The following is a 25,608-nucleotide window of genomic DNA, read 5'->3' as shown; positions in this document are numbered from 1 at the left end:
AGATGAGTATTGCCGGGAAGATCGGATTGGCTCGTAAGCGCTCCTCAAACTTCGCCCGTCGCGCGCCGGAAACGGAAGTCGTGCTCGGCGAGGATTGGATCGGCCCGGCCGATATCGTCGACGACGATCTGCGCAAGGGTCGCGCACGGCGGTCGATGTTCTCGCTCAACCGCTCGCCACTGGCGCGCAAGATCATCACCTTCAACCTGTTGGCGATGATCGTCCTGGTGACCGGCGTGCTCTACCTCAACCCGTTTCGTGACAGCCTCGTGCTGCAGCGCGAAGGCGGGTTGGTGAACGAGGCGCAGCTGGCCGCCGACGTGTTCGAGGCGCAGCTTCCGGCGGGCGCTCCGGTCAATCTGGCGGCGGGAGACGGGCTCGACCCGCTCGCGACGATCCGCGGGATGGAGCTGCCCGAAGGTGCCGATCTCTACCTGTTCGATCCCAGTGCGGCGCTGCTCGGCACCACGACCACGGGCGACCGCGCGCCGGTCGAAGAGGTTGACGGTCTCAATTTCGACAAGCGCTCAACCGTGCTGAGCGATTTCCTCGGTCAGATCTGGGACTCGGTCGCGGGTCTGTTCGAGCGCGGTGGCGGCACCGCCGCCGATAGCGCGCTCGACATGGTGCGCGATCTGGTGCCCTCGGCGCTGGATGGCCGCACCAAGATCGCCTCGCAGAAGAATGCCGCCGGAGAGACCATCTTCGCCGTCGCCACGCCGATCCGGCAGGGCGATCGCGTCGTGGGCGTGGTCGGGCTGATCTCCGTCGCGGGGCAGATCGACGCGCTGGTCCGCGTCGAGCGCGAGCAGGTGCTGCAGATGTTCGTGATCGCGATCATCGTCTCGATCGGGCTGTCGCTGGTGCTGGCCTCGACCATCGCCAACCCGCTTTCCGATTTGGCCGCCGCTGCCGAAATCGGGCGCGACAAGAACGCGCGCAAGATGGCGCCCGCGCGGGTGCGCATCCCCGACCTGACCGCGCGACCTGACGAGATCGGGCGACTATCGGGCGCGATGCGCGGCATGGTCGGCGCGCTTTACGAACGTATCGACGCGAATGAACAGTTCGCCGCCGACGTCGCCCACGAGATCAAGAACCCGCTGGCCAGTCTGCGCTCTGCCGTGGCCTCGCTGCATATGGTCAAGAAAGACGAACAGCGCACCCGTCTTCTCGAGGTCATCGATCACGACGTGCGCAGATTGGATCGTCTGGTGAGTGACATTTCCAATGCATCGCGGCTCGATTCCGAGCTGGTGAAAGAAGAGGAAGAGCAGTTCGACCTGATCAAGATGGTGTCGAATCTCAGCGAATTCCTCGGGCAGCAGGCGCGCGAGAAAGGCGTCGATTTCATCACCGATCTGCCGTCGCAATCCGTGGTCATCTCGGGGCTGGAAGCGCGTCTGGCGCAGGTCTTCGTCAACCTGATCACCAATGCGACCTCGTTCTGCGAAGAGGGCGACGCGGTGCGGGTCTGGGCACGTCAGCGCGACAATCGCGTGCTGGTCGTGGTCGAGGATACCGGGCCGGGTATTCCCGAAGAGGCGCTGACCAAGGTGTTCAAGCGCTTCTATTCGGAACGCCCCGAGGGGCAGTTCGGCGATCACTCGGGCCTCGGGCTCGCGATTTCCAAGCAGATCGTCGAAGCCCATGGCGGCGTGATCTGGGCCGAGAATATCCGCCCCACCGATGCCGACCGGACCTCCGATCCTCTGGGCGCGCGTTTCGTCGTGGGCCTGCCGGTCAGCTGAATGACCGGGTCGGACGACCTCTCGACCAATCTCCATGCCAGTGCCGTCGCGCTCGACCCCGAGCGCGGCGTTCTCATTCGTGGCGCCTCGGGCAGTGGCAAATCGCTTCTCGCGTTGCGGTTGATGGCGCTGGGGGCGTCACTCGTCGCCGATGACCGGGTCGACCTGCGCGCCGAAAATGGGGCGCTGATCGCAAGCGCACCGGAGGCGATCGCGGGCCGGATCGAGGCGCGCGGCATGGGTATCCTGCGCGCTGATCACCTGTCGCAGGCCCGCATCACCTTGCTGGTCGATCTCGATCGGGAAGAGGTCGAACGCCTGCCAACCTGTCGAAAAGACAGGGTGTTGGGGGTCAATCTGCCCCTTGTGCTGCGCGTGCAGCATGGTCATCTTGATGTGGCAATCTTGCAATGGCTGAAAGGGGGCCGATGGGCGTGACCCGATCCGATCCGGTATGGGCACAGGCTGGCCAGCGCGTCGTGCTGGTGACCGGCCCGTCAGGTGCGGGCCGCACCACCGCAATCGGCGCTTTGGAGGATCTGGGCTACGAGCCGATCGTCAACCTGCCGCTGAGTCTCGTGCCGCGCCTTCTCAAGGGGCATCTGACCGGCCCGGTCGCGCTTGGCGTCGATGTACGCGGGCGCGATTTCTCGGCCGCGGCGCTGATCGAACTGGTCGATATGTTGACCAAGCGCCCGGATCTGCATCTCGACCTGCTCTATCTCGATGCGCGCCCCGAAGTGCTCGAACGGCGCTATTCCGAGACCCGTCGCCGCCATCCGCTGTCGCCCGAGGAAGACCCCGGCGCGGGCATCGCGCAGGAGATGGATCTGCTCTCGCCGATCCGGATGCGCGCCGATGTTCTGATCGACAGCTCCGAGATGAGCCCGCATGATCTGCGCGCCGAGGTCGGGCGCTTCTTCGACACGGGCCGCACCGAGGCGCTCTCGGTCACGGTGAATTCTTTCAGCTACAAGCGCGGGGTGCAGCGCGGGCTCGACCTGATGTTCGATTGCCGCTTCCTCGCCAACCCCCATTGGGAGCCGGAGCTGCGCGCGCTTGACGGGCGCGACGCGGCGGTCGCGGATTATGTCGCCGCCGATCCGCGCTTTGCGGAGTTCCACCAGCGCGTGCTCGATCTGCTGTTGTTCCTGCTTCCCGCCTATGTCGCGGAGGGCAAGGCTTACCTCTCGGTCGGCTTCGGGTGTACCGGGGGGCAACACCGCTCGGTCGCAATGACCGAGAGCATCGCCAAAGCGCTTGCGGAAGCAGGGTGGCGCGTGTCTAAACGTCATAGGGAATTGGAGCGTCTCGGCCATGCCGAGAACGAAGAAACGAAGGTGAGGTCGGGCGCGTGATCGGTATCGTGATCGTGGCACATGGTGGTCTGGCGCGCGAATATCTCGCCGCTATAGAGCATGTCGTGGGCCCGCAGCGCGGCATTCGTGCCATCACGATCGAGGACGATCACGACCGCGCGGGCAAGCAGGCGGAGATTCGCGCCGCCGCCGATGCGGTCGATGACGGCACCGGTGTCGTGGTTGTGACCGACATGTTCGGCGGCTCTCCGTCCAACCTGTCGCTGATGGCCTGCGAGGCGCGAGACCGCGAAATCATCTACGGTGCGAACCTGCCGCTGCTGATCAAGCTGGCGAAATCCCGCAGCCTCGCGGTCCATGCAGCGGTCGAGGCCGCGCTCGATGCGGGACGAAAATATATCAATAGTTACAATGCCCAAGCGGGAGTGGTGAAATGTCCGTGACCCGCGAGTTGGAGATCGTGAACGAGAAGGGCCTGCATGCGCGCGCCTCTGCCCGTTTCGTCGAGGTTGTCGAGGATCATGACGCCCGTGCGACGGTGGCGAAGGATGGCCAGTCGGTCTCTGGCGACTCGATCATGGGGCTTTTGATGTTGGCAGCTTCGCGTGGAACCACTATTGAAGTGACGACAAGCGGGGCCGAGGCAGAGAAGCTCGCCGATGCGCTTCAGGCATTGGTGGCCGATAAATTCGGCGAAGGTATGTGACGCGCTCCGCACCCAGCGAGGGGGTTCGCCCAATGAACCAAGAGAGCGAGATCGCAATCGAAGCCGCGCAAGCCGTATCGAAGCCGTATGATAAGCGTCGCCTGTCCTATGCGGGGACGTTTTCCAACCCGTTCAAGGTTGGTACGATCCGCACTTTGGAATGGCTGACCGCGAAAGCGCAGCTTCTGCATCTGATCCGCAAGTTCGAGAAGCGCGGCGCGCCGGTCGGGGCCGAGTTCTGGCCGCAGGCGCTCGATGTGATGGGGATCGATGTCACCACGCCGCCCGAACAGATCGCCCATATCCCGAAAGAGGGCCCGCTGGTGGTCGTGGCCAACCACCCGCACGGGCTGGTGGACGGGATGGTGCTGGCCTATCTGATCGGGCAGGTGCGCGATGATTTCCTGATCCTCACCCGCTCGTTGCTGACCGGCATTCCCGAGGTCGAGCAATACATGCTGCCTGTGCCCTTCCCGCATGAGCCCAATGCCCGCGAGGACAGCCTCAAGATGCGCGCCGCCTGCATGGCGCAGCTCAAGCGCGGCGGCGTGGTGGTTCTGTTCCCGGCGGGGCAGGTGGCGCATTCCGAGACGCTGATGGGCCCGGTGATCGAGCAGGAATGGAACCCCTTCACCGCGAAAATGCTCGCCCGGTCGAACGCCTCGGTGCTGCCGATCCACTTCCCGGGGCAGAATTCGCGCGCCTATCAGATCGCCAACAAGCTGAGCGCGACGGTGCGGCAGGGCCTGCTGCTCTATGAGATCAAACGTGCGCTGAACAAGCCCCAGAGTCCCGCGATCGGCCCTGCGAAGAGCGCAGACGAGATCGCCGAGGCGCTGCAGAACCCGCGCAAGTTCCTCGCGGACCTGCGGGCGGAAACGCTGGCGCTGTAAGGCGACTGGTGGAGGGGGCTCTGCCCCCGCGGCTCCGCCGCCCCCCGGGATATTTGACGCAGTTGGAAAGAAAAACGCCCGGTTATGCCCCTTAAGTGGCGGCGAACCGGGCGCTTCCAACTGCACGGTCATCGGCGTCCCCGCCTGTTCCGTGAGACCATTTAAGGGGATCAGGGTTTAGAAAACCTTACCGGTCTTCCAACTGCCCGAAATATCCCGGGGTGAGCGGCAAAGCCGCGAGGGGCAGCGCCCCTCTACCCCTTCGCCTCAGCGCGTCGGCACCGGCTCGTCGCCACGATAGTCGTAGAAGCCGCGCCCGGTCTTGCGACCGAGCCAGCCGGCTTCGACATATTTCGTCAGAAGCGGGCAGGGGCGGTACTTGGTATCGGCCAGCCCGTCATGCAGCACGTTCATGATCGCGAGGCAGGTGTCGAGCCCGATGAAATCCGCCAGTTCCAGCGGCCCCATCGGATGGTTCGCGCCGAGCTTCATCGACTCGTCGATCGAGCGCACATTCCCGACCCCTTCATAGAGCGTATAGACCGCCTCATTGATCATCGGCATCAGGATGCGGTTCACGATGAAGGCCGGGAAATCTTCGGCAGACGCGGCGGTCTTGCCGAGCTTTTCCACCACCTCGTGCAGCGCCTTGTAGGTCTCCTGATCGGTCGCGATGCCGCGGATCAGTTCGACCAGCTGCATCACCGGCACCGGGTTCATGAAGTGGAAGCCCATGAATTTCTCGGGTCGGTCGGTGCGCGAGGCGAGCCGGGTGATCGAGATCGACGAGGTGTTCGAGGTCAGGATCGTCGTCGGCTTGAGATGCGGAAGCAGGTCTTCGAAGATCGCCTGCTTGACCGTCTCGCGCTCGGTCGCGGCCTCGATGACCAGATCGGTCGGGCCGAGATCGCTCAGTTTCGTGGTCGTGGTGATCTTCTTCAGCGCGGTGTTCTTCTCGTCCTCCGAGATCTTGCCGCGCGACACCTGTCGATCGAGGTTCTTGGTAACCGTGGAGAGCGCCTTCGTCAGCGCGTCTTCGCTGATGTCGTTCAGCAGAACGTCATATCCGGCCAGCGCGAAGACATGGGCGATCCCGTTGCCCATCTGCCCTGCACCCACGATGCCCACTTTCTCGATCGCCATAATTTTCCCTCTCACGCTTTGCGCCCTGACCATAGTTCTCCGCTCGGTCCATGCAAGCGAAACGCAGGGCTGAGATCATTTTAACATTAGCCGTTTGGCAAGAATTTGGGCGCAATCTGGCCTCGGGTGAGTCGAACACAGACTGAGGTGGGAAAATGGCTTTCGAATATACGGGCGATGGAGCCCTCGATTACTTTCCGTGCCGATACGGGAAATCCAAACTTCTGTTCCGCGGGCCGCGCCGTGCGCTGCAGGGGGATTTCATTGCCGCGATGGGCGGGACGGAGACCTATGGTAAATTCGTGGAGCATCCTTGGCCCGCGCTGCTCGAGGCGCGGCTGGAGATGCCGGTGGTGAATTTCGGCTATCTGAATGCCGGGATCGACGTGTTTCTGCACGAGCTGCAACTGGCCGCCGCATCGGAGGCCGCGAAGGTCACGGTGATCCAGTTGCTCGGCGCGCAGAACATGTCGAACCGCTTCTATGCGGTGCATCCGCGCCGCAATGACCGCTTCCTGCGCGCGTCGAGCCTGATGCGCTCGATCTTCCGCGGCGTGGATTTCACCGAGTTCAACTTCACGCGTCACATGCTGAGCGCATTGAAAGAACGCGAGCCCGAGAAATTCGCCTTGCTCGAGGTCGAGTTGCAGGAGGCGTGGCTGCAGCGGATGACCGCGCTTCTGGCCAAGATCAAGGGGCGCAAGCTGCTGCTTTGGCTGGGCGAATTCCATGATCCGGCCCATAGCGACACGCTCGGGCACGAGCCTCTGATGGTGACGGAGGCGATGGTGGAGACGCTGCGACCGCTCGTGGCCGATATCGTGCGGGTCGAGCCGTCGGTGACGGCGCGCAGTGCGGGCACGACGGGGATGCATTTCTCCCCGCTGGAAGAGCCTGCGGCGGAAATGGTGCCGGGGCCGCTGGTGCATGAGGAGATCGCCGCGGCGCTCGCGCCTGCGCTGCAGCCATTTCTCTAAAAGGAAAGGGCGGGGAAATTCCCCGCCCTTTCGACTTGGTTCAACTCTCCCGGGGGGGGCAGCGCCCCTTACGTGGATCAGAGCTTTTCGGTCAGCGCCGGAACAGCGTCGAAGAGGTCCGCGACCAGGCCGTAATCGGCGACCTGGAAGATCGGCGCTTCTTCGTCCTTGTTGATCGCGACGATGATCTTCGAGTCCTTCATGCCGGCGAGGTGCTGGATAGCACCCGAGATGCCGCAGGCGATGTAGAGTTCGGGGGCCACGACCTTACCGGTCTGACCGACCTGCCAGTCGTTCGGCGCGAAGCCCGAGTCGACGGCGGCGCGCGAGGCACCCACAGCAGCGCCAAGCTTGTCGGCCAGCGCTTCGATCACCTTGAAGTCCTCTTCCGAGCCGACGCCACGGCCGCCCGACACGACGATCTTCGCCGAGGTCAGCTCCGGACGATCGCTCTCGGCGACCTTGTCTTCGATCCAGCTCGACAGAGCCGGCGCGTCCGACATGGCGACGGTCTCGACCGAAGCCGAACCGCCTTCACCGGCGGCGTCGAAGGTCGAGGTGCGGAAGGTGATGACCTTCTTCTCGTCCTTCGATTTCACGGTCTGGATCGCGTTACCCGCGTAGATCGGGCGCTCGAACGTGTCGGCATCGACAACGCCGGAGACATCCGAGATCACCATCACGTCGAGCAGGGCCGCCACGCGCGGCATCACGTTCTTCGCATCGGTCGTGGCAGGCGCCACGATATGCGAATAGTCGCCCGCGAGCGACACGATCAGCGCGGCGGTCGGCTCCGCCAGACGGTGGCTCAGCGAGGGATCCTCGGCCACGAGCACCTTCGCGACACCGTCGATCTTGGCGGCGGCTTCCCCCGCGGCGGCAGCAGACGCGGCCGCGCAGAGCACGGTCACATCGCCCAGCGATTTTGCGGCGGAGACGGCCTTGGCGGTCGCGTCGACCGACAGTTCGCCATCATTCACTTCACCCAGCAGCAGAACGGCCATCACACGACCCCCTTCTCTTTGAGTTTCGCAACCAGCGTGTCGACGTCCGGCACCATTTCGCCAGCCTGACGCGCTTCCGGCTCGGTGGTCTTCACCACTTCGAGGCGCGGCGAGACGTCGACGCCGTAGTCGTCGGCTGTCTTCTCTTCGAGCGGCTTCTTCTTCGCCTTCATGATGTTCGGCAGCGAGGCGTAGCGCGGCTCGTTCAGACGAAGGTCGGTGGTGACGATCGCGGGCAGCTTGACCTCGATGGTCTGCAGACCGCCGTCGACTTCACGGGTGACCTTCGCGGCCTCGCCCTCGACCACGACTTCCGAGGCGAAGGTCGCCTGACCCCAGCCCAGAAGCGCCGCCAGCATCTGGCCGGTCGCGTTCATGTCGTTGTCGATCGCCTGCTTGCCGAGGATCACCATGCCGGGCTGCTCTTCCTCGACGACCTTGGCGAGGATCTTGGCGACGGCCAGCGGCTCGATATCGGTCTGCACGTCATCGGCGGCGACCACGAGAATCGCACGGTCCGCACCCATCGCAAGCGCGGTGCGCAGCGTTTCCTGCGCCTGCTTCACGCCGATGGAGACCGCGATGATCTCTTCGACGGCGCCCTTCTCCTTCAGACGGATCGCCTCTTCGACAGCGATTTCGTCGAACGGGTTCATCGACATTTTGACATTGGCGAGATCGACACCGCTTCCGTCCGCTTTCACGCGAGCTTTCACGTTATAGTCGATCACGCGCTTCACAGGCACGAGAACCTTCATGGCGTGTCTCCCTTGTGTAGTCCGCCAAATTGCGGCGAACGGATTCATTCGGCAATTTTGTTACAAGAGCAAAGGGCGAAGGGACAGGGGGAAAACGCCTCGTTTTGGCCCTGAAACGTCACGTCTTTTCGACTGTTTGCGCTTGCGGTGCGTGCAGATTGCCCTAGCGTCGCGCTGTGTCCGCGATCCGCCCATGAAAAAGGCCGCCCGAAGGCGGCCTTTCGCGTTTGTCTGCCGGGCAAGGTCAGTCGTCCTTGCACTCACCGGCGATCTTGCAGTCGTTCTGCATCTCGAGCCACATCGCGTTGGCGACGGCGACCAGAGCGGCCAGCGGAAGCCCGAGGATCCATGCGAAATACCACATCTGTCTGTCTCCTTAGTAAACGGTATGGCTGTCGCGCTCGACATCTTCGACCGTCACCTTGCCCCACAGGACCTTATAGACCCATGCGGTATAGGCGAGGATGAGCGGCATGAAGATGAGCGCGCAGACGAGCATGATGAACAGCGTCTGGTGCGAGGACGAAGCGTCCCAGACCGTCAGCGACGCGTCGGGCATTTTCGAGCTCGGCAGGATGAAGGGGAACATCGTCAGGCCGACCGAGGAGATCACGCCGAAGATGCCCAGTTTCGACCACAGCAGCGTCGAGACTTCGCGCCCGGCGCGCAGCCCCCGCACCGCCATCGCGATACCCGCGAGGCCAAGGATCGGCGCAATCGCGATCCACGGGCGGTCCGCATAGGCCTGCATCCAGCTCCCGCTATGCTCGACCGTCGAGAAGAGCGGGTTGGAGGGGCCGTTGTCCGGCACCACCGAAGTGATGTGGTAGCCCGTGATCCCAAAAGCGAGCCAGATCCCCGCAAGGATATAGGCGACGAAGGCCACCATGCCCGCAACGGAGCCGATCTCGGTCGCGCGGACTTTCACCGCGCCTTCGGTCTTCACCGAGAGCCACGCCGCGCCATGCATCATCAGCATCGACAGCGACACCACGCCAGCCAGCAGCGCGTAGGGGTTCAGAAGGCCCAGCAGCTTCATGATGAAGTTGCCCGGATAGAGCGGCATCAGCATGTCGTTGAGCTCGAAGGGCACGCCTTGCAGGACGTTGCCCACGGCGACGCCGAAGATCAGTGCCGGCACCCCGCCGCCCACGAAGAGCGCCCAGTCCCAGCCGTTGCGCCAAGCCGCCGAGTCGCGCTTCGAGCGATACTTGAAGCCGACCGGGCGCAGGATCAGCGCCGCGAGCACGAGGAACATCGCGAGGTAGAACCCCGAGAAGCTCACCGCGTAGAGGGGTGGCCAGGCCGCGAAGATCGCGCCCCCGCCGAGGATGAACCAGACCTGGTTGCCTTCCCAGACCGGGCCGACCGTGTTGATCGCCACGCGGCGCTCGCTGTCGGTCTTGCCGACGAAGGGCAGAAGGGCACCCACGCCCATATCGAAGCCGTCGGTGAGCGCGAAGCCGATCAGCAGGACGCCCAGCAGCAGCCACCAGATGACGCGCAGAACGTCGAGGGGGATGAGTTCATAGAGGATCATTGGTTCTTACTCCGCAGGCATGGTGACAGGGGCATTGCCGTCGCGACCGGACAGGCGGTCGTCATGGCGCTGCAGCCACTCTTGAGTGACCTCGACATCCTGATACGGGCCTTTTTTGATGTATTTGATCATAAGGCCCATCTCGATGACGAAGAGCACGGTGTAGAAGGCCACGAAGCCCAGCAGGGTGAACAGCAGGTCGCCCACCGACAGGTGACTGACCGAGAGTGCCGTCGGCAACACGCCGTCCACCGTCCAGGGTTGGCGTCCGAACTCGGCGGTGAACCAGCCCAGTTCCGCGGCGATCCACGGTGCGGGGATGACGATCACGGCCAGACGCAGCGCCCAACGCGGATATTGCATGCCCTTCCAGTTCGAGACGACGAAGAAGTAGACCATCAGCGCGATGAAGGAGAAGCCAAGCGCCACCATCAGGCGGAAGGACCAGAAGATCGGCCAGACCGTCGGCACGGTGTCATCCGCGGCCATCTTGATCTGCGCATCGGTCGCCTGACGCGGGTCGTCCACGTAGCGTTTGAGCAGATAGGCATAGCCCAGATCGCCGACATTCTCGTTGAACTGCTTCTCGACATCGGCGGACACGTCGCCCTTGGCTTCGCGGATCTTCAGCAGGTCGTCATAGGCGACGATACCGTTGCGAATCCGCTCTTCCGAGCCTTTGACGAGCTCGTCGATCCCGGTGATCTGCTCGGTCAGCGAGCGGGTGCCGATCAGGCCCATCACCCACGGGATGTGGATCGCGTATTTGGTCTCGCGATCTTGCTGGTCGGGAATGCCGAAGAGGGTGAAGGAGGCGGGGGCCGGTTCGGTCTCCCACATCGCTTCCATCGCGGCGAGTTTCATTTTCTGGTTGTGAGTCGTCTCGTAGCCCGACTCGTCGCCGAGGATGACGACCGACAGGGCCGAGGCGAGACCGAAGGCCGCCGCGACCGCGATCGAGCGGCGGGCGAGTTCGAAATGACGGCCCTTGAGCATGTACCAGCTCGACACGCCCATCACGAAAACAGCCGCCGTGACGTAGCCTGCCGACACCGTGTGCACGAACTTGGCTTGTGCGACGGGGTTGAACACGACGTCGAAGAAGGAGGTCATCTCCATCCGCATCGTCAGCGGGTTGAAATGCGCCCCGACCGGGTTCTGCATCCAGCCATTGGCGATGAGGATCCAGAGCGCCGAGAAGTTCGACCCGATGGCGACGAGCCAGGTGACGACCATGTGCTTGACCGGCGAGAGTTTCTCCCAGCCGAAGAACATCAACCCGACGAAAGTCGCTTCCATGAAGAAGGCCATCAGGCCCTCGATCGCGAGCGGTGCGCCGAAGATGTCGCCGACGTAATGCGAATAGTAGCTCCAGTTCATGCCGAACTGGAATTCCATCGTGAGGCCCGTGGCCACGCCCAGCACGAAATTGATGCCGAACAGCGTGGCCCAGAACTTGGTCATTTGCCGCCAGATGGGGCGGTTGGTCATCACATAGACCGTCTCCATGATCGCCACGATGATCGACAGACCAAGCGTCAGCGGCACGAAGAGGAAGTGATACATGGCGGTCATGGCAAATTGCAGCCGTGACAGCTCAACGATCCCGAAATCCATTCTCGTTCTCCGTTTCCCTACTTGCACCCGACCTCGCCAAAAGCCGAGTTTCTCGGAAATATTATTCCTGGATGCAGCTTATGGGCGGGCGGTCTGCGCCTGACATTGAGCCAAATCAAATTGACGATGTGTCGCACGGAGGTGTGAAGAGCCGTGAACGACAATATGTCACATAAAATTAAGGACTTATTGTCGCAGGTCGTGCGTCATTTCAGCGCGATGGTGCCCGTGGCGGCGCTCTGATCGGGCTGTCTGTGAGACACCAGAAGGAAGCCTGCATCGGGCAAAAGCGCGCGCAATCCGGAGAGAGTCGCGGCGGCCGTCGGCGCGTCGAGCCCTTCGGTCGGCTCGTCCAGCAGCAGGATGTCGGGCTGGCGCAAAGCCGCACGGGCCAGCGCCAGACGTTTCGTCTGACCGCCCGAAAGACCGGTGCCGCCTTCGCCAAGCCGCGCCTCGAGACCACCGCGCGCGGCGATCACCTCATCGAGCGCGACGGCGCGCAGCGCGGCCCAAGCCGCGTCTTCATCGAGCTGCGCCTCGGGCGGCAGCGCGAGCGCGAGGTTTTCGGCGATGGTGCCGCCGATCAGCTGGCTGCGCTGCGGGACCATGGTGAGCACATCGCGCAGGTCGCCCTCCGGCCAGTCGGCCAGCGCGCGGCCCTTCACCGTGATCTCACCGCCGGACGGTTTGAGAAGACCGGACAGCACGGCGAGCGCGGTGGATTTCCCCGCGCCCGAAGGTCCGGCAAGCATCACCGTCTCGCCACGCGCGAGGCTGAAGGTCAGATCGGAGAAGAGCGGCGCGGCGCTCTTGGCACGGGTGAAGGCCACGTTGCGCGAATCGATCAGCGGGGCGTCCGTATTGATGGGCGCGTGGCCGTCGGGCTGGGGGCGCTCGGGCGTATCGGTCAGGTCCATGACCCGCGCGCCCGCCTCCTGCATCCTTCCGATCTCGGCCATGCCGCGACGGAGCAGCATCAGCGACTCGGCCAGCGCCAGTGCGACGAACAGGCCCATCGCAGCGCGGGCGGGGGTGATCTGCCCGGCAAGCGCCATTTGCCCGGCGATGGCCAGGGCGGCGGCCCCGGCTAGCGCGGTGGTGGCCGAAATCACGGCCCCCACGCGCCGGTCGAGCGCCTCGAGATTGCGCCGCGCGAGCGCCTCGGCCTCGACCTCGGCCAAGGTCTGCTCCGTGGCAGCCTCCAACTGTCCGGCCACTGCCAGATCAGCCCGCGCACGCATCGTTTCCAATGCGCGGCGGCGGATGTTTTGCAGCGCGGTCTCGGCCGCGCGGGCATCGTGGCGGGCGGCGCGGGCCACCCAGATCAGCCCGAGCCCGCCGCCCAGCAGGTAGATCAGGAAGACCGCCAGCCCGATCGGCAGCCCTTCGAGCCACCACAGCATCAGAAGAGCCGCAATCTGCACCATGCCGCCTGCGAGGAAGGGGATGACCAGCCGCAGCAGCACGCCGTCGAGCGCATCCACATCCGAAGTGATCCGGTTCAGCGCCTGCGCACCGCGCAGTCGTGCCTGCTCCTCATGCGGGCGGCGCGAGACGCCATCCATCAGGTCGATGCGCAGCTTGGCCAGCGCGCGCAGCGTGGCGTCATGGGTCAAGAGCCGTTCGCCATAGCGTGAAACCGCGCGGCCAAGCGCGAGGCCGCGCACGCCTGCCGAGGGGGTGAAGAAATTGAAGTTGAGGCCCAGCCCCGTGATCCCGGCCAAGGCCGAGGCGGTGATGAACCAGCCCGACAGGCCGAGCAGTGCCGCCCCCATTGCGAGCACGAGGAAGGACAGCGCGAGCCCTCGGCTGAAGGCCCATTTCTGATCGGCGATCAGGCGGGCGGTGAGGGTCAGAAGCGTTTTCATGCTGCACCCTCCAAGTCGATCTGGCGGTCCATCGCGGCAACGAGGGCGGGGTCGTGGCTCGCGACGATCAAGGTGGTGCCGTGGGCGCGCAGCGCCAGCAGCGCCGCGATCACCTTGGCGCCCGTCTCGGCATCGAGATCGGCGGTCGGTTCGTCGGCCAGCACGATCGGGCGGCCCGCGTAATGGGCACGCGCGATCAGCAGACGCCGTGCCTCGCCGCCCGAGACGCCGCCGCCCATGTCGCCCAGCCGGGCGTCGAGCCCGCCGGGGAGGCCCGCGACGACCTCGGTCGCCTGCGCCGCGTCCAGCGCCGCATCGAGATCGCCGGGACGGTTGAGCGTGATCAGCTCGCGCAGGCTCGCATCGGCAAAGCGTGGGCTTTGCGGAATCCAGCCGAAGGCCGCGCGCCAGTCATCGGCGTTTTGTTCGGTCAGCGCGGTGTCGCCCAGCGTGATCTCCCCCGCCTCCGGGTGGATCAACCCGACCAGCGCGGTCAGAAGCGTCGTCTTGCCTGCGCCCGACGGCCCGGTGATCGCCACCGCCTCGCCCGGCGCGATGTCGCCATCGGGCAGGGCGATCGGATCGGCGGCCTCGCCGGGGCGGATTTGCAGACCGTGCCAGTGCAGCGGCCCAAGCTGCGGCGCCGTGCCTTCGCCCCCGGTGCCCATCAGCGTGTTGGCCTTGGCGATTTCGGTCTCGGTCGTCTCCAGCTCGGAGGCGACGGCGAGTGCGGCGGCTCGGTCATGCCACGCCGCTGCCAGATCACGCAGCGGCTGGAAGAACTCGGGTGCGATCATCAGCAGGAAAATCCCCTCGGCCGGGGTCATCTTGCTGCCCCATGTGCCGAAATTCATCCAGCCGATCAGCGAGAAGCCGACATAGACCGCGACCAGCGCCACGCCGATCGCGGCGAACAGTTCCAGAAGAGTCGAGGAGAGGAAGGCCACCCGCAGAACCGCCATCGTGCGGACGCGCAGGTCTTCGGATTTGGTCTCCAGATCGGCGCGCGAGCGGGCCTCCGCGCCCAGAAGCCGCAGATCTGTGATCGCGGCGATCCGATCAATCAGCAGCCGGTTGAGCGAGCCGATCTCGACCATCTGCTTTTCCGAGGCGTCCTGCGCGGCCATGCCCACAAGTGCCATGAAGAGCGGGATCAGCGGCCCCGCGATCAGCAAGATGCCCGCGACCGCCCAGCTTTGCGTGGCGGCGAGCAGGATGAAGGCGAGGGGGATGATCCGGGCGCGCAGGAAGGCGGGCTGGTAGCGCGTGGCCCAAGGACCGAGTGCGCCGAGCTTCTCCGCCGAGAGCGAGGCCAGTTCCGCAGGCGACAGCGCGGCGGCCCCGCTGGCCTGACGCAGCGCCTTTCGGATCAGTGTCTCGCGGCTCTCGCGCAGCACGACCTCGGCGGCATCGGCGGAAAGCTTCTGCGAAATCCAGTCGAGCGCGATCCGCACGAGCGCCAGCGCCACGAAACCCGCGGCCCCGGCAAGCGGCGAAAGCGCGGGGCTCACCCCGGGCGCGACCAGATCGCCAAGGACCAACCCGATCAGTGCGGCCTGTGCGGGCCAGATCAGCGCCGAGGCTACGCCGAGCCACCCGGCGAGCTTCAACTTCCCCGCCACCGGCTGAGCGATACGGGCAAGAACGGCTTTCGGCTTCGGCGCTTCGGTCGTGGCGTCTGTCATAGGGATTTTGGGGTCTTTTCCTCTGTCGCGCTTGGCTGTGGAGATAGCCGGGCAGAGGGTCTGCGGCAATGGCGTGCGACAATCCGCGCTTGTCACGTCTGCGGGACATCCCGCCATGCGCGCATGAAAAAACCGTTCGGATGAGGGTCCGAACGGTTTTCGAGGTTACCTGTGGCGGGGCCTTAGCAGGGCGCGATGTACTCGCGGCCATAGGAGTCGCGATAGCGGCACTGACCCGGCTGGTTGGCTTTGCCGATCAGAGCGCCGGCAACGGTGCCGACTGCGCCGCCGATCGCGGCGTTCTGCACGCGGTCGCCGTCATCCGAAACAGCAGCGCCGATCGCGGCACCGGCAACACCGCCGGTCGCGGCAGCGCGGTCTTGTTGCGACATCTGGCAGCCTGCAACGGCAACGGTGGCGCTGAGCGGCAGGATGAGGAACATCTTCTTCATGGTACGTGTCTCCCTTCTGTATCTTCGGACATCCAACGTCGCCCCTCTCCGAGCAGTTCCAAGTTTTTATTAATTAGTTTTGAGCGCCTATCCTGAAGCCGTGATGGTCGTGCGCCTTGACACGCGAGGTCATTCGGGGGTCAAGCAGTATGGAACCCTTCGACACAGACGACAGAAAGACACGCCTATGAGTTCGACCGCTTGGCGCGTTCCCCTGATCGGGGCGCTTTTCCTTTTCGCGCTGAGCGCGGTGGTGTTGATGATCATGCGTCCGCTGATGGCGATCGACGAGACGCGTTATGTCACGGTCGCCTGGGAGATGTGGCAGGGCGGCTCCAAGCTGGTGCCGCATCTCAACGGCGCGATCTATTCCGACAAGCCGCCGCTTCTGTTCTGGCTCATCAATATCGTCTGGAGCGTCACGGGCCCCAGCGAATGGGCGGCGCGGCTGGTCGCGCCCGCCTTCGGGCTGCTGTCGGTCGGGCTGGTCGCGATGCTCGCGCGCAGGCTCTGGCCGGAGGAACCCGAGCGCGCCGGGCTCGCCGCGCTGATCCTCGGGACGAGCGGAGTGTTCCTGCTGTTCGGCTCGACGACGATGTTCGACACGATGTTGACGGCGGCGACGCTGCTGGGGATGCTCGCGGTCTGGGCGATGCGCGACACGGAGCGCTTCGCCCCGGTGATCGGGCTTGGTATCGCGCTGGCCTTCGGCGTCTTCGCCAAGGGGCCGGTGATCCTGGTGCATGTGCTGCCGACCGCGCTTTTGATGCCGCTTTGGGCGACGGGGGCGGAGCGGCCCGCGCTCAAGCAATGGTATGCGCGGATCGGGTTCGGTTTTCTGATCGGGTTCGGCATCGTGCTGCTGTGGCTCGGCCCGGCGATCATCTTCGGCGGGGCGGAATATCGCGAGCAGATCCTGTGGAAGCAAAGCGCCGGGCGGATGGTGGAAAGCTTCGCCCACGGCCGCCCGGTCTGGTTCTTCGTGGCGCTGCTGCCCTTCTTCCTCTGGCCGTGGGGCTGGAGCCGCGCGGGGCTGGCCACCTTCAAACCCTCGCGGCTCTGGGAGGATGCGGGTTCGCGGTTGGCGACGGTCTGGTTCGTCACCGCCTTTGTCGCCTTCTCGCTGATTTCGGGCAAACAGGCGCATTACCTCGTGCCGGAACTGCCTGCGCTGGCGCTGATCCTGTCGGGGCTGCTGCCCACGGCGGAGCGTCGGATGCGTTGGCTGCGGCTGCTGTGGCTCCTGCCCGGCGTGGCGACGGCGATCGCTGCCGCGGCGGTGCATTTCGGGGCGTTCCCGGATCTGCCCGAGGGCACCGGCTCGTGGCTCTTCGTGATCGCGGGTGTGGCGCTTCTCGTGGGTGGTGCGCTGATCGTGCTCAAGGCGCGGCAGGGCTGGTTCGCCGAGGCCTTCGTCGCACCGCTCGTGCTGATCGCCATTCAGATCATGGTCTGGCCGATCCTTTGGAAAGTCTATGATCCGGCCCCGATCGCGAGCCTGATCGCCGCGCATTCCGAAAATGGCGTGGCCACCACCGATCGCGGCTATGCGGGACAGTTCTCGTTCGTCGCGCGGCTTGAGAAACCCGTGACGGTGCTCGACAACAGCGCCGATCTGGGGCGCTGGATGGCGGATCATCCCGGCGGTCTGATCCTCGCAGCGAAGCCGATCGAGGGCGCCGACGGTCTCAGCCAGATCGCGGAGCGGCATTTCCGGCAGGACGACTGGCGGCTTTATCAGGTGGCGGAGACGATCGCGCCGCCGACCTCCGACGCTGCGCCCGCGCCCGCATCGACTGCCGCGCCCAACGGCGCAAACTGACCCTCCAAACTAAAAGACACGCCCGAAGCAGATGCTCCGGGCGTGCCTTCTAACCGATAGACGTCAAGTATTATGACTTGGTCTTCTCGGTGGGCCGCTCATCAAGAGTGACGGAGAGCGTGAGCGGCTTGTTCGCGCGCAGCAGCGAGAGCTGCACTTCGGTGCCCGGCGCGTCGGACCCGATCGCACGGGTCAGATCGCGGGGCTCTTTCATCGGCTTGCCATCGACGCCGACGATGATGTCGCCGCGCTTCAGGCCAGCTTTCTTCGCGGGCGTATCGGACGACACATCGGCCACGAGCACGCCTTCGGGCTTGTCGAGACCCAGCGCCGCCGCGATGTCCTCGCTGACCGGCTGGATCTGCACGCCGAGGAAGCCGCGCTTGACGGTGCCGTCGTTCTGCAGATCGGCGACGACGCCCTTGATCGTGTCGGAGGGCACCGAGAAACCGATTCCGACGGAGCCGCCGGTGGGCGACAGGATCGCGGTGTTCATGCCGATCACTTCGCCTTGGGCGTCAAAGAGCGGGCCACCCGAGTTGCCTTTGTTGATGGCTGCATCGGTCTGGATGTAGTTATCGAACGGGCCCGATTTCAAGTCGCGGCCCTTGGCCGAGACGATGCCGGTCGACACGGAGGTGCCAAGGCCGAACGGGTTGCCGATTGCCACGACGGGCTCGCCGACCTGTGCGGTCTGGCTGTCGCCGAAGCCCACGGTCGGCAGGTCCTTGTCGGTATCGACCTTGATCAGCGCGATATCGGTGGCCTTGTCTTCGCCGATCACTTTCGCATCCGCGGTCGAGCCGTCGGAGAAGGTAACCTTCACGCTCTCGGCACCGTCCACGACATGGGCGTTGGTGACGATATGGCCGTCTTTCTGGATGATGAAGCCGGTGCCGAGGCCGGTGATCTCAGGACGTTGCATCTGCTGGCCCTGACCGTTGGGACCCGGACCCATGTCGGGCATGCCGAAACGACGCTGGAAGAACTCGAAGGGGAAATCCTGCGGCATCCCCATCTGGGCCATTTCCTGATCGTTGGCCTGCTTCTTGATCTCGATGGTGACCACGGCGGGCATCACCTTCTTCACCAGATCGACGGTGTTGGTGAAGGTTTCGGCGGCGGCCACGTTCGGGACCAGTGCCAGACCGCTCGTCGCAACGGCGCCTGCGCCGAGCATGGCGGTGGTGGCGAGGGTGCGCAGCAGGGGGGCTTTGCGGAAGTCCTGCATGTTTCTCTCCTTGTTGACAGGTATGCACCCTATGTGAGGGCCTAGCCTGTCAGGGACTCTGCGGGAAGATTGCAGACCTGTTATCCTTTTCACCTTTAGGGGAGGGGTGCGTGACTTGTGCGGTGGCATCGGCCACATATGTCGCGAACCGAGAAAGCGAGTGCGATGAAACTGCTGTTGATCGAAGACGACGCGACCACCGCCGATTACGTGCTGCGGGGCCTGCGCGAAGAGGGCCATACGGTCGACCATCTCGCGAATGGCCGCGACGGGCTGACCCAAGCGCTGGGCGGCAGCTATGACGTGATGATCATCGACCGGATGCTGCCCGAGCTGGACGGTCTTTCGATTACCCGCGCGATCCGCGCCGCAAAGGTCACGACGCCGATTATCTTCCTGACCGCGATCGGCGGGGTGGATGACCGGATCGAGGGGCTCAACGCAGGCGCGGATGATTACCTCGTGAAACCCTTCGCCTTCGGCGAGCTCTCGGCGCGGCTCGCCGCATTGGCGCGCCGCCCGCAGGCGCAGTCGGAGCAGGTGATGCTGGAGGCAGGCGATCTGAAGATGGACCTGATCGCGCGCAAGGTAACGCGCGGCGGGCAGGAGATCGACCTTCTGCCTCGGGAGTTCTCGCTGTTGGAATTCCTGCTGCGCCGCAAGGGCCGGGTGCAGACCCGGACGATGTTGCTGGAGGGCGTGTGGGATCTGAATTTCGACCCGCAGACCAATGTGGTGGAGACCCATATCTCCCGGCTCCGGAACAAGGTCGACAAGCCGTTCGACCGTGACCTCATCCACACCGTGCGCGGTGCGGGCTACCGGATCGAGGGCTGATGAAGACACGTCTGAACCGCGCGGAAATCCTTGCCTCGACGCCGCTGCGGCAGGCGCTGGGGCTGATGGGGATCGTCTTCGCGATCCTTCTGGTGACGCTCGGCTTTGCCTATGTCGCGCTGCGTTCCTCGACCGAGGATTCGATCCGTGCCGATCTCAAGCAGCAAACGGCAGTATTTCAGGTGGCCGCCAACCCCGAGACGCTCTCGGTTATCGTCTCGGCGGAGGCGCGGGCCTCGGACCCGTCCGAGCGGGCGATCGCCTTCGTGATGTCGGATGGGCGGCAGGTCGGCAATGTGCGGGTCACGCATCAGGGCGACCGCTGGGTCATCTCGCGGCATCCCGAATATGCGCCGCTCTCGAAACATGGCTATTTCACGCTGACGATGCCGCTTGCGGGCGGCTTGCTGGTGATCGGCGAGAGCCGCGCGCCGATTGCGGAACTGACCTCGACCTTCCTCGCGATCCTCGTTTTCTCCTTCGTGCCGTCGCTTTTGGTCTCTGCCGCCTATGGCGCGTGGGTCGGGATGCGGGCACGCAAACGGGTGAGCGCGATCGAAGAAACGCTCGACGATCTGACCGAAGGGCGGTTGGAGGCGCGGGTGCCGCGCGACGAGGTGAAGGCTCGGAAGGGCGACGACCTCGCGCGGATCGGGGCGCGGCTGAACGTGATGGCCGAGACGCAGGAGGCGACGGTCGCGGCGCTGCGTCAGGTCTCCGCGGATATCGCCCATGACCTGAAAACGCCGATGCAGCGGATCTCCGTGCTGCTGTCGGAGCTGCAAGAGGCTTTGCCCGAGGACACGCCGCCCCGGACGCTGGCCGAGCAAGCGGGCACCGAGGCCGAACGCGCGGTGGCAGTGTTCCATTCTCTCCTGCGGATCGCGCAGATCGAGGGCGGCAGTCCGAAGGCGCGGTTCGCGCGGGTCGATCTGGGCGCGCTCGCGGCCGATATCACCGAGCTTTACGAGGCCAGTGCGGAAGAGGCGGGCGGGGCGCTGACCTTGCAACGGCCCGATGCGCCTCTGATGGTGCACGGCGACCGGGGCTTGCTGGGGCAGATGCTGTCGAACCTGATCGAGAACGCGATCCGTCACGGTGGCCCTGCGCCGCAGATCGCGGTGCGCCTGTCGCGCGAGAACGGCGCGATCATTCTCAGCGTGGCCGATCATGGCCCCGGCATTCCCGAGGCGGAGCGCGAGAAGGTTCTGCGTAGGCTCTATCGGCTGGAACGCTCGCGCACGACGCCGGGCAATGGGCTGGGGCTTGCGCTGGTGCATGCGGTGGCGGGGCTGCACGAGGCGGAACTGGAGCTGTCCGACAATCGGCCCGGTCTGATCGTGTCGCTGCGCTTCGCCGCGCCGGGTCAGTCGGCCTGATCGGGCAGATCGATTTCGGTCAGGAAACGCAGGCTCAGCGGCAGGGTCGCGGCCCCCAGCGCGCGGGCATCGGGGCCCACCTGCCCCTCGCGCACGATCGGAACGCCCGCGCCCGAGAGGTTGATCTTCGCCAGTTCCGCTTCGGTGGCGGCGACGAGCCGCGCGCGCAAATCGTCAGGCATCCAGCCATCGATCACGATCGCATCGAGATCGCACAGCGCAGCCGAGGAGGCGGCGACAGTCGCGAGACCGCGCGCCGCTTTCGCGAGCCAGTCCTCGACGATGTCTTCGGGAAGGTCCCACACATCGCGCCGCTCCCAGAGGAAGCTCGCATTGAGACCGCGCTCGGCCATGGCCGTCTCGATGGCTGAGAGCGAGGCCACGTCGAGCAATTGGCACTGGCCGCCGTGACCGTCGGGCACCGGCATCGAGGCAAGCGCGCCCGCATTGTTGTTGGGACCGGTCACAAGCGAGCCGTTCATCACCAGTCCTCCGCCCACGAAGAAGCCCACGAACGCATAGAGGAAATCGTCCGGCAGGGTCTGATCGCCCAGCAAAAGCTCTGCCGAACAGGCGGCGGAGGCGTCGTTTTCCAGCACCACGGGGAACGGGTAGATCGCCTCAAGCTCGGCGCGGATGTCGCGCTCGCGCCAATCGGCCATCGCGCTTTCTTCCAGTCCGAGCGCGACGCCCCAGTCCCACATCCGGAACGGCGCGCCGATGCCGAGGCCCGAGATGCGCTCGCGTTTCGAGGCGGGCAATTCCGTCACCATCCGGGCGATCGCGTCGATGGCGAAGGCGATGGTGTCGGCGGCGGTGGGGTAGTCGTGGCGCGAGACGCTGCGCGAGATCGGTGTGCCCATCATGTCGATCAGGATCACTTCGCTGCGGCGACGTCCGACTTTCAGGCCTAGAAAATAAGCGCCCTCGGGGTTCAGGCGCATCGGAACCGTGGGCTGACCGACCTTGCCGCGCACCGGGTCGCAGCGCAGCAGAAAGCCTTCATCTTCGAGCGCACGCATGATGACGGAAACGGTCTGCGCCGAGAGGCCCGTCATCCGCGCGATCTCTGATTTCGCCAAGGCGCCACGGCGGCGAATCAGCGACATCACCAGCCGTTCGTTGCGGTTGCGCATCGAGGAATGATCCGTGCCAATTTTCACCGGGGCGGTCTTGATCATTTCCATCACGCGCTGGGGCACAGTTCATTCTCCGAGGCTGCTCGCGCTTAAGTTACGCTGAGTATTTATCGGCTTCCAGAGGGTGTTCTGTCAATTAATAAATCCACGTGATTTATCTATTGACGAGTCGCCCCGTCTTCGCACATGATTTGCCTCGAAGCCGATCGGAGAGACGGCTGAATTGTTTCTGGGAGGAGACCTGACATGATGAAGAAAACCGCAATTCTCGGTGCGACCGCGCTTGGCCTGATGGCGACGGGCGCTTGGGCGGAAACCACCGCCTGCCTGATCACCAAGACCGACACCAACCCGTTCTTCGTGAAGATGAAAGAGGGTGCCTCGGCCAAGGCCAAAGAGATGGGCATCACGCTCAACACCTATGCCGGCAAGCTCGACGGCGACGTGGAAAGCCAGGTCGCGGCGGTCGAAAGCTGCATCGCGGCAGGCGCCAAGGGTATCCTGATCACCCCGTCCGACAGCCGTGCGCTTGCGCCTGCGGTCACGAAGGCGCGCGAGGCCGGTGCGCTGGTGATCGCGCTCGACACCCCGTTCGAGCCCGCCGACACCGCGGATGCGACCTTCGCCACCGACAACTTCAAGGCAGGCGAGCTGATCGGTCAGTGGGCCAAAGCGAAAATGGGCGACAAGGCTGCGGATGCGAAGATCGGCTTCCTCGACCTCAACCCGAGCCAGGTCTCGGTCGATTACCTGCGCGATCAGGGCTTCATGAAGGGCTTCGGCATCGACATCAAAGACGAGAAGAAGATCGGCGACGAAGACGATCCGCGCATCGTCGGCCATGACGTGACCAACGGCAACGAGCAGGGCGGCCGCACCGCGATGGAGAACCTTCTCCAGAAAGATCCGGGCATCAACGTCGTTTACACGATCAACGAGCCCGCTGCCGCCGGTGCCTACGAGGCGCTGAAATCGGTCGGCATGCAGGATCAGGCGATCATCGTTTCGGTCGACGGCGGCTGCCCGGGCGTACAGAACGTCAAGGAAGGCATCATCGGCGCGACCTCGATGCAGTTCCCGCTGAAGATGGCCTCGATGGGCATCGAAGCGATCGCGGCCTTCGCCAAGGACGGCACGAAGCCGCAGAACTCCGAAGGTCTCGACTTCTACAACACCGGCGTGACGCTGATCACCGACCAGCCGGTCGATGGCATCGACTCGATCTCGTCGGAAGAAGGCCTGAAGCAGTGCTGGGGCTGATCCCCGCCTGAAAGACCGGAAGGGCCGCCCCGCGCGGTGGCCCTTTCCTTTGGGCCGCGTGACGGCCCTTCACCCCACATTGCACAAAGAGGATGACGGACATGACCCAGACCGTTCCGCCTCGCGGCCAGTCCTTCGAGCACGGCCTCGACCAAAGCGACAAGACCGTCGCGGCCTTCAAGAGTAAGAAACGCGGGCTTCTCGGCACGATCCAGCACGGGCTGCACGGCAATCCGACGATGGTGCCGGTGATCGTGCTGCTGTTGTCCGTCGCCGTGTTCGGCCTGGTCGCAGGGGGCAAGTTCTTCTCGGCCTTCAACCTGACCCTGATCATGCAGCAGGTCTCGATCATCGGGATGCTGGCTGCGGCGCAATCGCTGATCATCCTGACCGCAGGCATCGACCTTTCGGTGGCCGCGATCATGGTGCTGATGTCGGTCATCGCCGGCAACCTTGCCGTCTACATGGGCGTGCCCGCACCGATCGCGCTGCTGATTTCCTTCGCAGGCGGCACCGGCGCCGGTTTGCTGAACGGCTTCCTCGTCACCAAGGTGAAACTGCCGCCCTTCATCACCACGCTCGGCACCTGGTCGATCTTCTACGCGCTGAACCTGTGGCTTTCGGGCGCGCAGTCGATCCGCTCGCAGGATATCGACAAGTTCGCGCCCCTTCTGAAATTCTTCGGCAACACGATCACCGTCGGCAATGCGCGACTGACCTATGGCTCGGTCCTGATGGTCGTGGTGTTCCTAGTGCTCTGGTATCTGCTGAACAAGACCGCCTGGGGCCGCCACGTCTATGCCGTGGGCGACGACAAGGAGGCGGCGGAACTCGCGGGTATCCGCACCGACCGCACGCTGCTGTCGGTCTACGGTCTGGCGGGTCTCGTCTGCGCGATCGCAGCCTGGGCGTCGATCGGCCGCGTGGGATCGATCTCGCCGCAGGCCTTCTACGAGGCGAACCTGCATTCCATCACCGCCGTGGTGATCGGGGGCATCTCGCTCTTCGGCGGGCGCGGCTCGATCCTCGGCGCATTGTTCGGGGCGCTGATCGTGGGCGTGTTCCAGTCGGGGCTGCGGCTCGCGAATGTGGACGTGCTCTGGCAGGTCTTCGCCATCGGCTGGCTCATCATCATCGCGGTCGCTATCGACCAATGGATCAGAAAGGTTTCGGCATGACGCAAGAGCCCATTCTCACCGCACGCGGTCTGGTCAAACGCTATGGCCGCGTCACCGCCCTCGACGAATGCGACTTCGATCTCTACCCGGGCGAAATCCTTGCCGTGATCGGCGATAACGGGGCCGGGAAATCCTCGCTCATCAAGGCGATCTCCGGGGCCGTTACGGCCGACGAGGGCGAGATCAAGCTCGAAGGCAAGCCGATCTCCTTCAAGAGCCCGCTCGAGGCGCAGGATGCCGGGATCGCGACGGTCTACCAGACGCTCGCGCTCTCTCCCGCGCTGTCGATCGTGGACAACATGTTCGTCGGGCGCGAATTGCGTCGCGCCGGTCCGATGGGCAAATGGCTGCGGATGCTCGACAAGCCCGCGATGCGCGCCTTCGCCCGCGAGAAGCTCAACGATCTGGGGCTGGCGACCATTCAGGACATCGATCAGGCGGTCGAGACGCTGTCGGGTGGTCAGCGTCAGGGCGTGGCGGTGGCCCGCGCGGCGGCCTTCGGGTCGAAGGTGATCATCATGGACGAACCGACGGCGGCGCTGGGCGTGAAGGAGAGCCGTCAGGTGCTGAACCTGATCCTCGACCTCAAGGCAAAGGGTCTGCCGATCATCCTGATCTCGCACAACATGCCGCATGTGTTCGAGGTGGCGGATCGGGTCCACGTCCACCGGCTGGGCAAGCGGCTTTGCGTGATCGATCCGAAGAACCATTCGATGTCGGATGCGGTGGCCTACATGACCGGCGCGAAGCAGCCCGAGGATGCGAACGAAGCCGCTTGAGAGCAGGCAAGTGAGCCCTAAGCGCCCGGTCGGATCGGCCGGGCGTTTTTCGTTTGGGGGGTGAGGGGCGCGCCCGAGCCTTGGGTGGGCGCTTTGATCGGTGCGTGGCTGCGCGCTTTATCTCGCAAGCCCGCAAGTCATTCGTGCCCGCGATGACCTCGCCAATGCGCCCTCCCGGGGGGAGGGTCGGGCGCGGCCCGGGGCTGGTCGCCCCGCGCCAAGGGCGCCCCCCCCCCTTCAACCCCCAAAAGAAAACCCGCGCCCTCCCGA

At 64.7% G+C, this 25,608-nt stretch carries 24 protein-coding genes; 13 read left to right on the top strand and 11 right to left on the bottom strand.

The window, feature by feature from the left end; all coding sequences use genetic code 11:
- Nucleotides 1-2 precede the first annotated feature (2 nt).
- From BMI85_RS09120 to BMI85_RS09095, 6 genes are read left to right on the top strand one after another with little or no spacing between them, the layout of a single operon-like run.
- Nucleotides 3-1,751 carry a sensor histidine kinase gene (locus tag BMI85_RS09120; RefSeq protein ID WP_078549402.1) on the top strand — a complete coding sequence of 583 codons (1,749 nt, stop codon included), beginning with the start codon at nt 3-5 and terminating at the stop codon, nt 1,749-1,751.
- Nucleotides 1,752-2,189, top strand: a complete 438-nt coding sequence (locus tag BMI85_RS09115) for a serine kinase (protein WP_078600842.1) — start codon at nt 1,752-1,754, stop codon at nt 2,187-2,189.
- Nucleotides 2,180-3,109, top strand: coding sequence for an RNase adapter RapZ (rapZ, locus tag BMI85_RS09110; RefSeq protein WP_078521438.1), 930 nt, complete (start codon nt 2,180-2,182; stop codon nt 3,107-3,109). Before BMI85_RS09115 ends, rapZ begins: the two co-directional genes overlap by 10 nt.
- Entirely contained in the window at nt 3,106-3,513 is a 408-nt protein-coding gene (locus BMI85_RS09105; protein ID WP_075776867.1) for a PTS fructose transporter subunit IIA, read from the top strand. Before rapZ ends, BMI85_RS09105 begins: the two co-directional genes overlap by 4 nt.
- Nucleotides 3,504-3,776 (top strand): HPr family phosphocarrier protein, encoded by a 273-nt coding sequence (locus BMI85_RS09100; protein WP_075776868.1) that lies wholly within the window; start codon nt 3,504-3,506, stop codon nt 3,774-3,776. Before BMI85_RS09105 ends, BMI85_RS09100 begins: the two co-directional genes overlap by 10 nt.
- A gap of 32 nt (nt 3,777-3,808) precedes the next feature.
- Complete coding sequence (locus tag BMI85_RS09095) at nt 3,809-4,669, top strand: lysophospholipid acyltransferase family protein (RefSeq protein WP_078549398.1); 861 nt, start codon at nt 3,809-3,811, stop codon at nt 4,667-4,669.
- A gap of 267 nt (nt 4,670-4,936) precedes the next feature.
- Here BMI85_RS09095 and BMI85_RS09090 read toward each other — a convergent pair whose 3' ends face one another.
- Nucleotides 4,937-5,812 carry a 3-hydroxybutyryl-CoA dehydrogenase gene (locus BMI85_RS09090; protein WP_078600840.1) on the bottom strand — a complete coding sequence of 292 codons (876 nt, stop codon included), beginning with the start codon at nt 5,810-5,812 and terminating at the stop codon, nt 4,937-4,939.
- Nucleotides 5,813-5,967: 155 nt separating this feature from the next.
- Between BMI85_RS09090 and BMI85_RS09085 the strand changes: the two genes are divergently transcribed.
- Nucleotides 5,968-6,789, top strand: a complete 822-nt coding sequence (locus BMI85_RS09085; protein WP_078600838.1) for a DUF6473 family protein — start codon at nt 5,968-5,970, stop codon at nt 6,787-6,789.
- A gap of 77 nt (nt 6,790-6,866) precedes the next feature.
- On the opposite strand, the gene BMI85_RS09080 is transcribed toward BMI85_RS09085, so the two are convergent.
- From BMI85_RS09080 to BMI85_RS09045, 8 genes are all read right to left on the bottom strand, one after another.
- Nucleotides 6,867-7,793: an electron transfer flavoprotein subunit alpha/FixB family protein gene (locus BMI85_RS09080; RefSeq protein WP_078600836.1), complete on the bottom strand. Its 927-nt coding sequence runs from the start codon at nt 7,791-7,793 to the stop codon at nt 6,867-6,869.
- Nucleotides 7,793-8,551 carry an electron transfer flavoprotein subunit beta/FixA family protein gene (locus BMI85_RS09075; RefSeq protein ID WP_078600834.1) on the bottom strand — a complete coding sequence of 253 codons (759 nt, stop codon included), beginning with the start codon at nt 8,549-8,551 and terminating at the stop codon, nt 7,793-7,795. The genes BMI85_RS09080 and BMI85_RS09075 overlap by 1 nt, the downstream gene beginning before the upstream one ends.
- Nucleotides 8,552-8,795: 244 nt before the next feature.
- Nucleotides 8,796-8,915: a cytochrome bd-I oxidase subunit CydX gene (gene cydX, locus BMI85_RS09070; RefSeq protein WP_078521427.1), complete on the bottom strand. Its 120-nt coding sequence runs from the start codon at nt 8,913-8,915 to the stop codon at nt 8,796-8,798.
- 12 nt (nt 8,916-8,927) lie between these two features.
- Entirely contained in the window at nt 8,928-10,091 is a 1,164-nt protein-coding gene (gene cydB / locus BMI85_RS09065) for a cytochrome d ubiquinol oxidase subunit II (protein ID WP_078600832.1), read from the bottom strand.
- A gap of 6 nt (nt 10,092-10,097) precedes the next feature.
- Nucleotides 10,098-11,708, bottom strand: a complete 1,611-nt coding sequence (locus BMI85_RS09060; RefSeq protein WP_078549389.1) for a cytochrome ubiquinol oxidase subunit I — start codon at nt 11,706-11,708, stop codon at nt 10,098-10,100.
- A gap of 206 nt (nt 11,709-11,914) precedes the next feature.
- The gene (locus BMI85_RS09055; protein WP_078600831.1) at nt 11,915-13,576 is read right to left on the bottom strand and encodes an ATP-binding cassette domain-containing protein; all 1,662 of its coding nucleotides are present in this window, start codon (nt 13,574-13,576) and stop codon (nt 11,915-11,917) included.
- Complete coding sequence (gene cydD / locus BMI85_RS09050; protein WP_078600830.1) at nt 13,573-15,261, bottom strand: thiol reductant ABC exporter subunit CydD; 1,689 nt, start codon at nt 15,259-15,261, stop codon at nt 13,573-13,575. Before cydD ends, BMI85_RS09055 begins: the two co-directional genes overlap by 4 nt.
- Nucleotides 15,262-15,443: 182 nt before the next feature.
- The gene (locus BMI85_RS09045; protein WP_075776878.1) at nt 15,444-15,713 is read right to left on the bottom strand and encodes a YMGG-like glycine zipper-containing protein; all 270 of its coding nucleotides are present in this window, start codon (nt 15,711-15,713) and stop codon (nt 15,444-15,446) included.
- Nucleotides 15,714-15,900: 187 nt separating this feature from the next.
- Between BMI85_RS09045 and BMI85_RS09040 the strand changes: the two genes are divergently transcribed.
- Nucleotides 15,901-17,535 (top strand): glycosyltransferase family 39 protein, encoded by a 1,635-nt coding sequence (locus BMI85_RS09040; protein ID WP_168174758.1) that lies wholly within the window; start codon nt 15,901-15,903, stop codon nt 17,533-17,535.
- Nucleotides 17,536-17,605: 70 nt separating this feature from the next.
- Here BMI85_RS09040 and BMI85_RS09035 read toward each other — a convergent pair whose 3' ends face one another.
- Nucleotides 17,606-18,766, bottom strand: a complete 1,161-nt coding sequence (locus tag BMI85_RS09035) for a Do family serine endopeptidase (RefSeq protein ID WP_078600826.1) — start codon at nt 18,764-18,766, stop codon at nt 17,606-17,608.
- 165 nt (nt 18,767-18,931) lie between these two features.
- Here BMI85_RS09035 and BMI85_RS09030 point away from each other — a divergent pair, with 165 nt between their 5' ends.
- Together BMI85_RS09030 and BMI85_RS09025 are read left to right on the top strand one after the other, a co-directional pair.
- Nucleotides 18,932-19,603 carry a response regulator transcription factor gene (locus BMI85_RS09030; RefSeq protein WP_075776881.1) on the top strand — a complete coding sequence of 224 codons (672 nt, stop codon included), beginning with the start codon at nt 18,932-18,934 and terminating at the stop codon, nt 19,601-19,603.
- A complete protein-coding gene (locus tag BMI85_RS09025; RefSeq protein ID WP_078600824.1) occupies nt 19,603-20,982 on the top strand; it encodes a HAMP domain-containing sensor histidine kinase in 1,380 nt (459 codons plus the stop codon). The genes BMI85_RS09030 and BMI85_RS09025 overlap by 1 nt, the downstream gene beginning before the upstream one ends.
- On the opposite strand, the gene BMI85_RS09020 is transcribed toward BMI85_RS09025, so the two are convergent.
- A complete protein-coding gene (locus tag BMI85_RS09020) occupies nt 20,970-22,184 on the bottom strand; it encodes an ROK family protein (RefSeq protein WP_348638971.1) in 1,215 nt (404 codons plus the stop codon). The genes BMI85_RS09025 and BMI85_RS09020 overlap by 13 nt on opposite strands.
- Before the next feature lie 186 nt (nt 22,185-22,370).
- Between BMI85_RS09020 and BMI85_RS09015 the strand changes: the two genes are divergently transcribed.
- From BMI85_RS09015 to BMI85_RS09005, 3 genes are all read left to right on the top strand, one after another.
- Nucleotides 22,371-23,381 (top strand): sugar ABC transporter substrate-binding protein, encoded by a 1,011-nt coding sequence (locus BMI85_RS09015; protein WP_078521667.1) that lies wholly within the window; start codon nt 22,371-22,373, stop codon nt 23,379-23,381.
- 101 nt (nt 23,382-23,482) lie between these two features.
- Nucleotides 23,483-24,559: an ABC transporter permease gene (locus BMI85_RS09010; protein ID WP_078521410.1), complete on the top strand. Its 1,077-nt coding sequence runs from the start codon at nt 23,483-23,485 to the stop codon at nt 24,557-24,559.
- Nucleotides 24,556-25,338, top strand: coding sequence for an ATP-binding cassette domain-containing protein (locus BMI85_RS09005; protein WP_078521408.1), 783 nt, complete (start codon nt 24,556-24,558; stop codon nt 25,336-25,338). Before BMI85_RS09010 ends, BMI85_RS09005 begins: the two co-directional genes overlap by 4 nt.
- The last annotated feature ends 270 nt before the right edge of the window (nt 25,339-25,608 follow it).

Source organism: Thioclava sp. DLFJ4-1 (assembly GCF_002020145.1).
Lineage (GTDB): Bacteria > Pseudomonadota > Alphaproteobacteria > Rhodobacterales > Rhodobacteraceae > Thioclava > Thioclava sediminum.
Note: the sequence above shows the minus strand (reverse complement) of the source record. Positions and strands in the feature narration are given on the sequence as shown.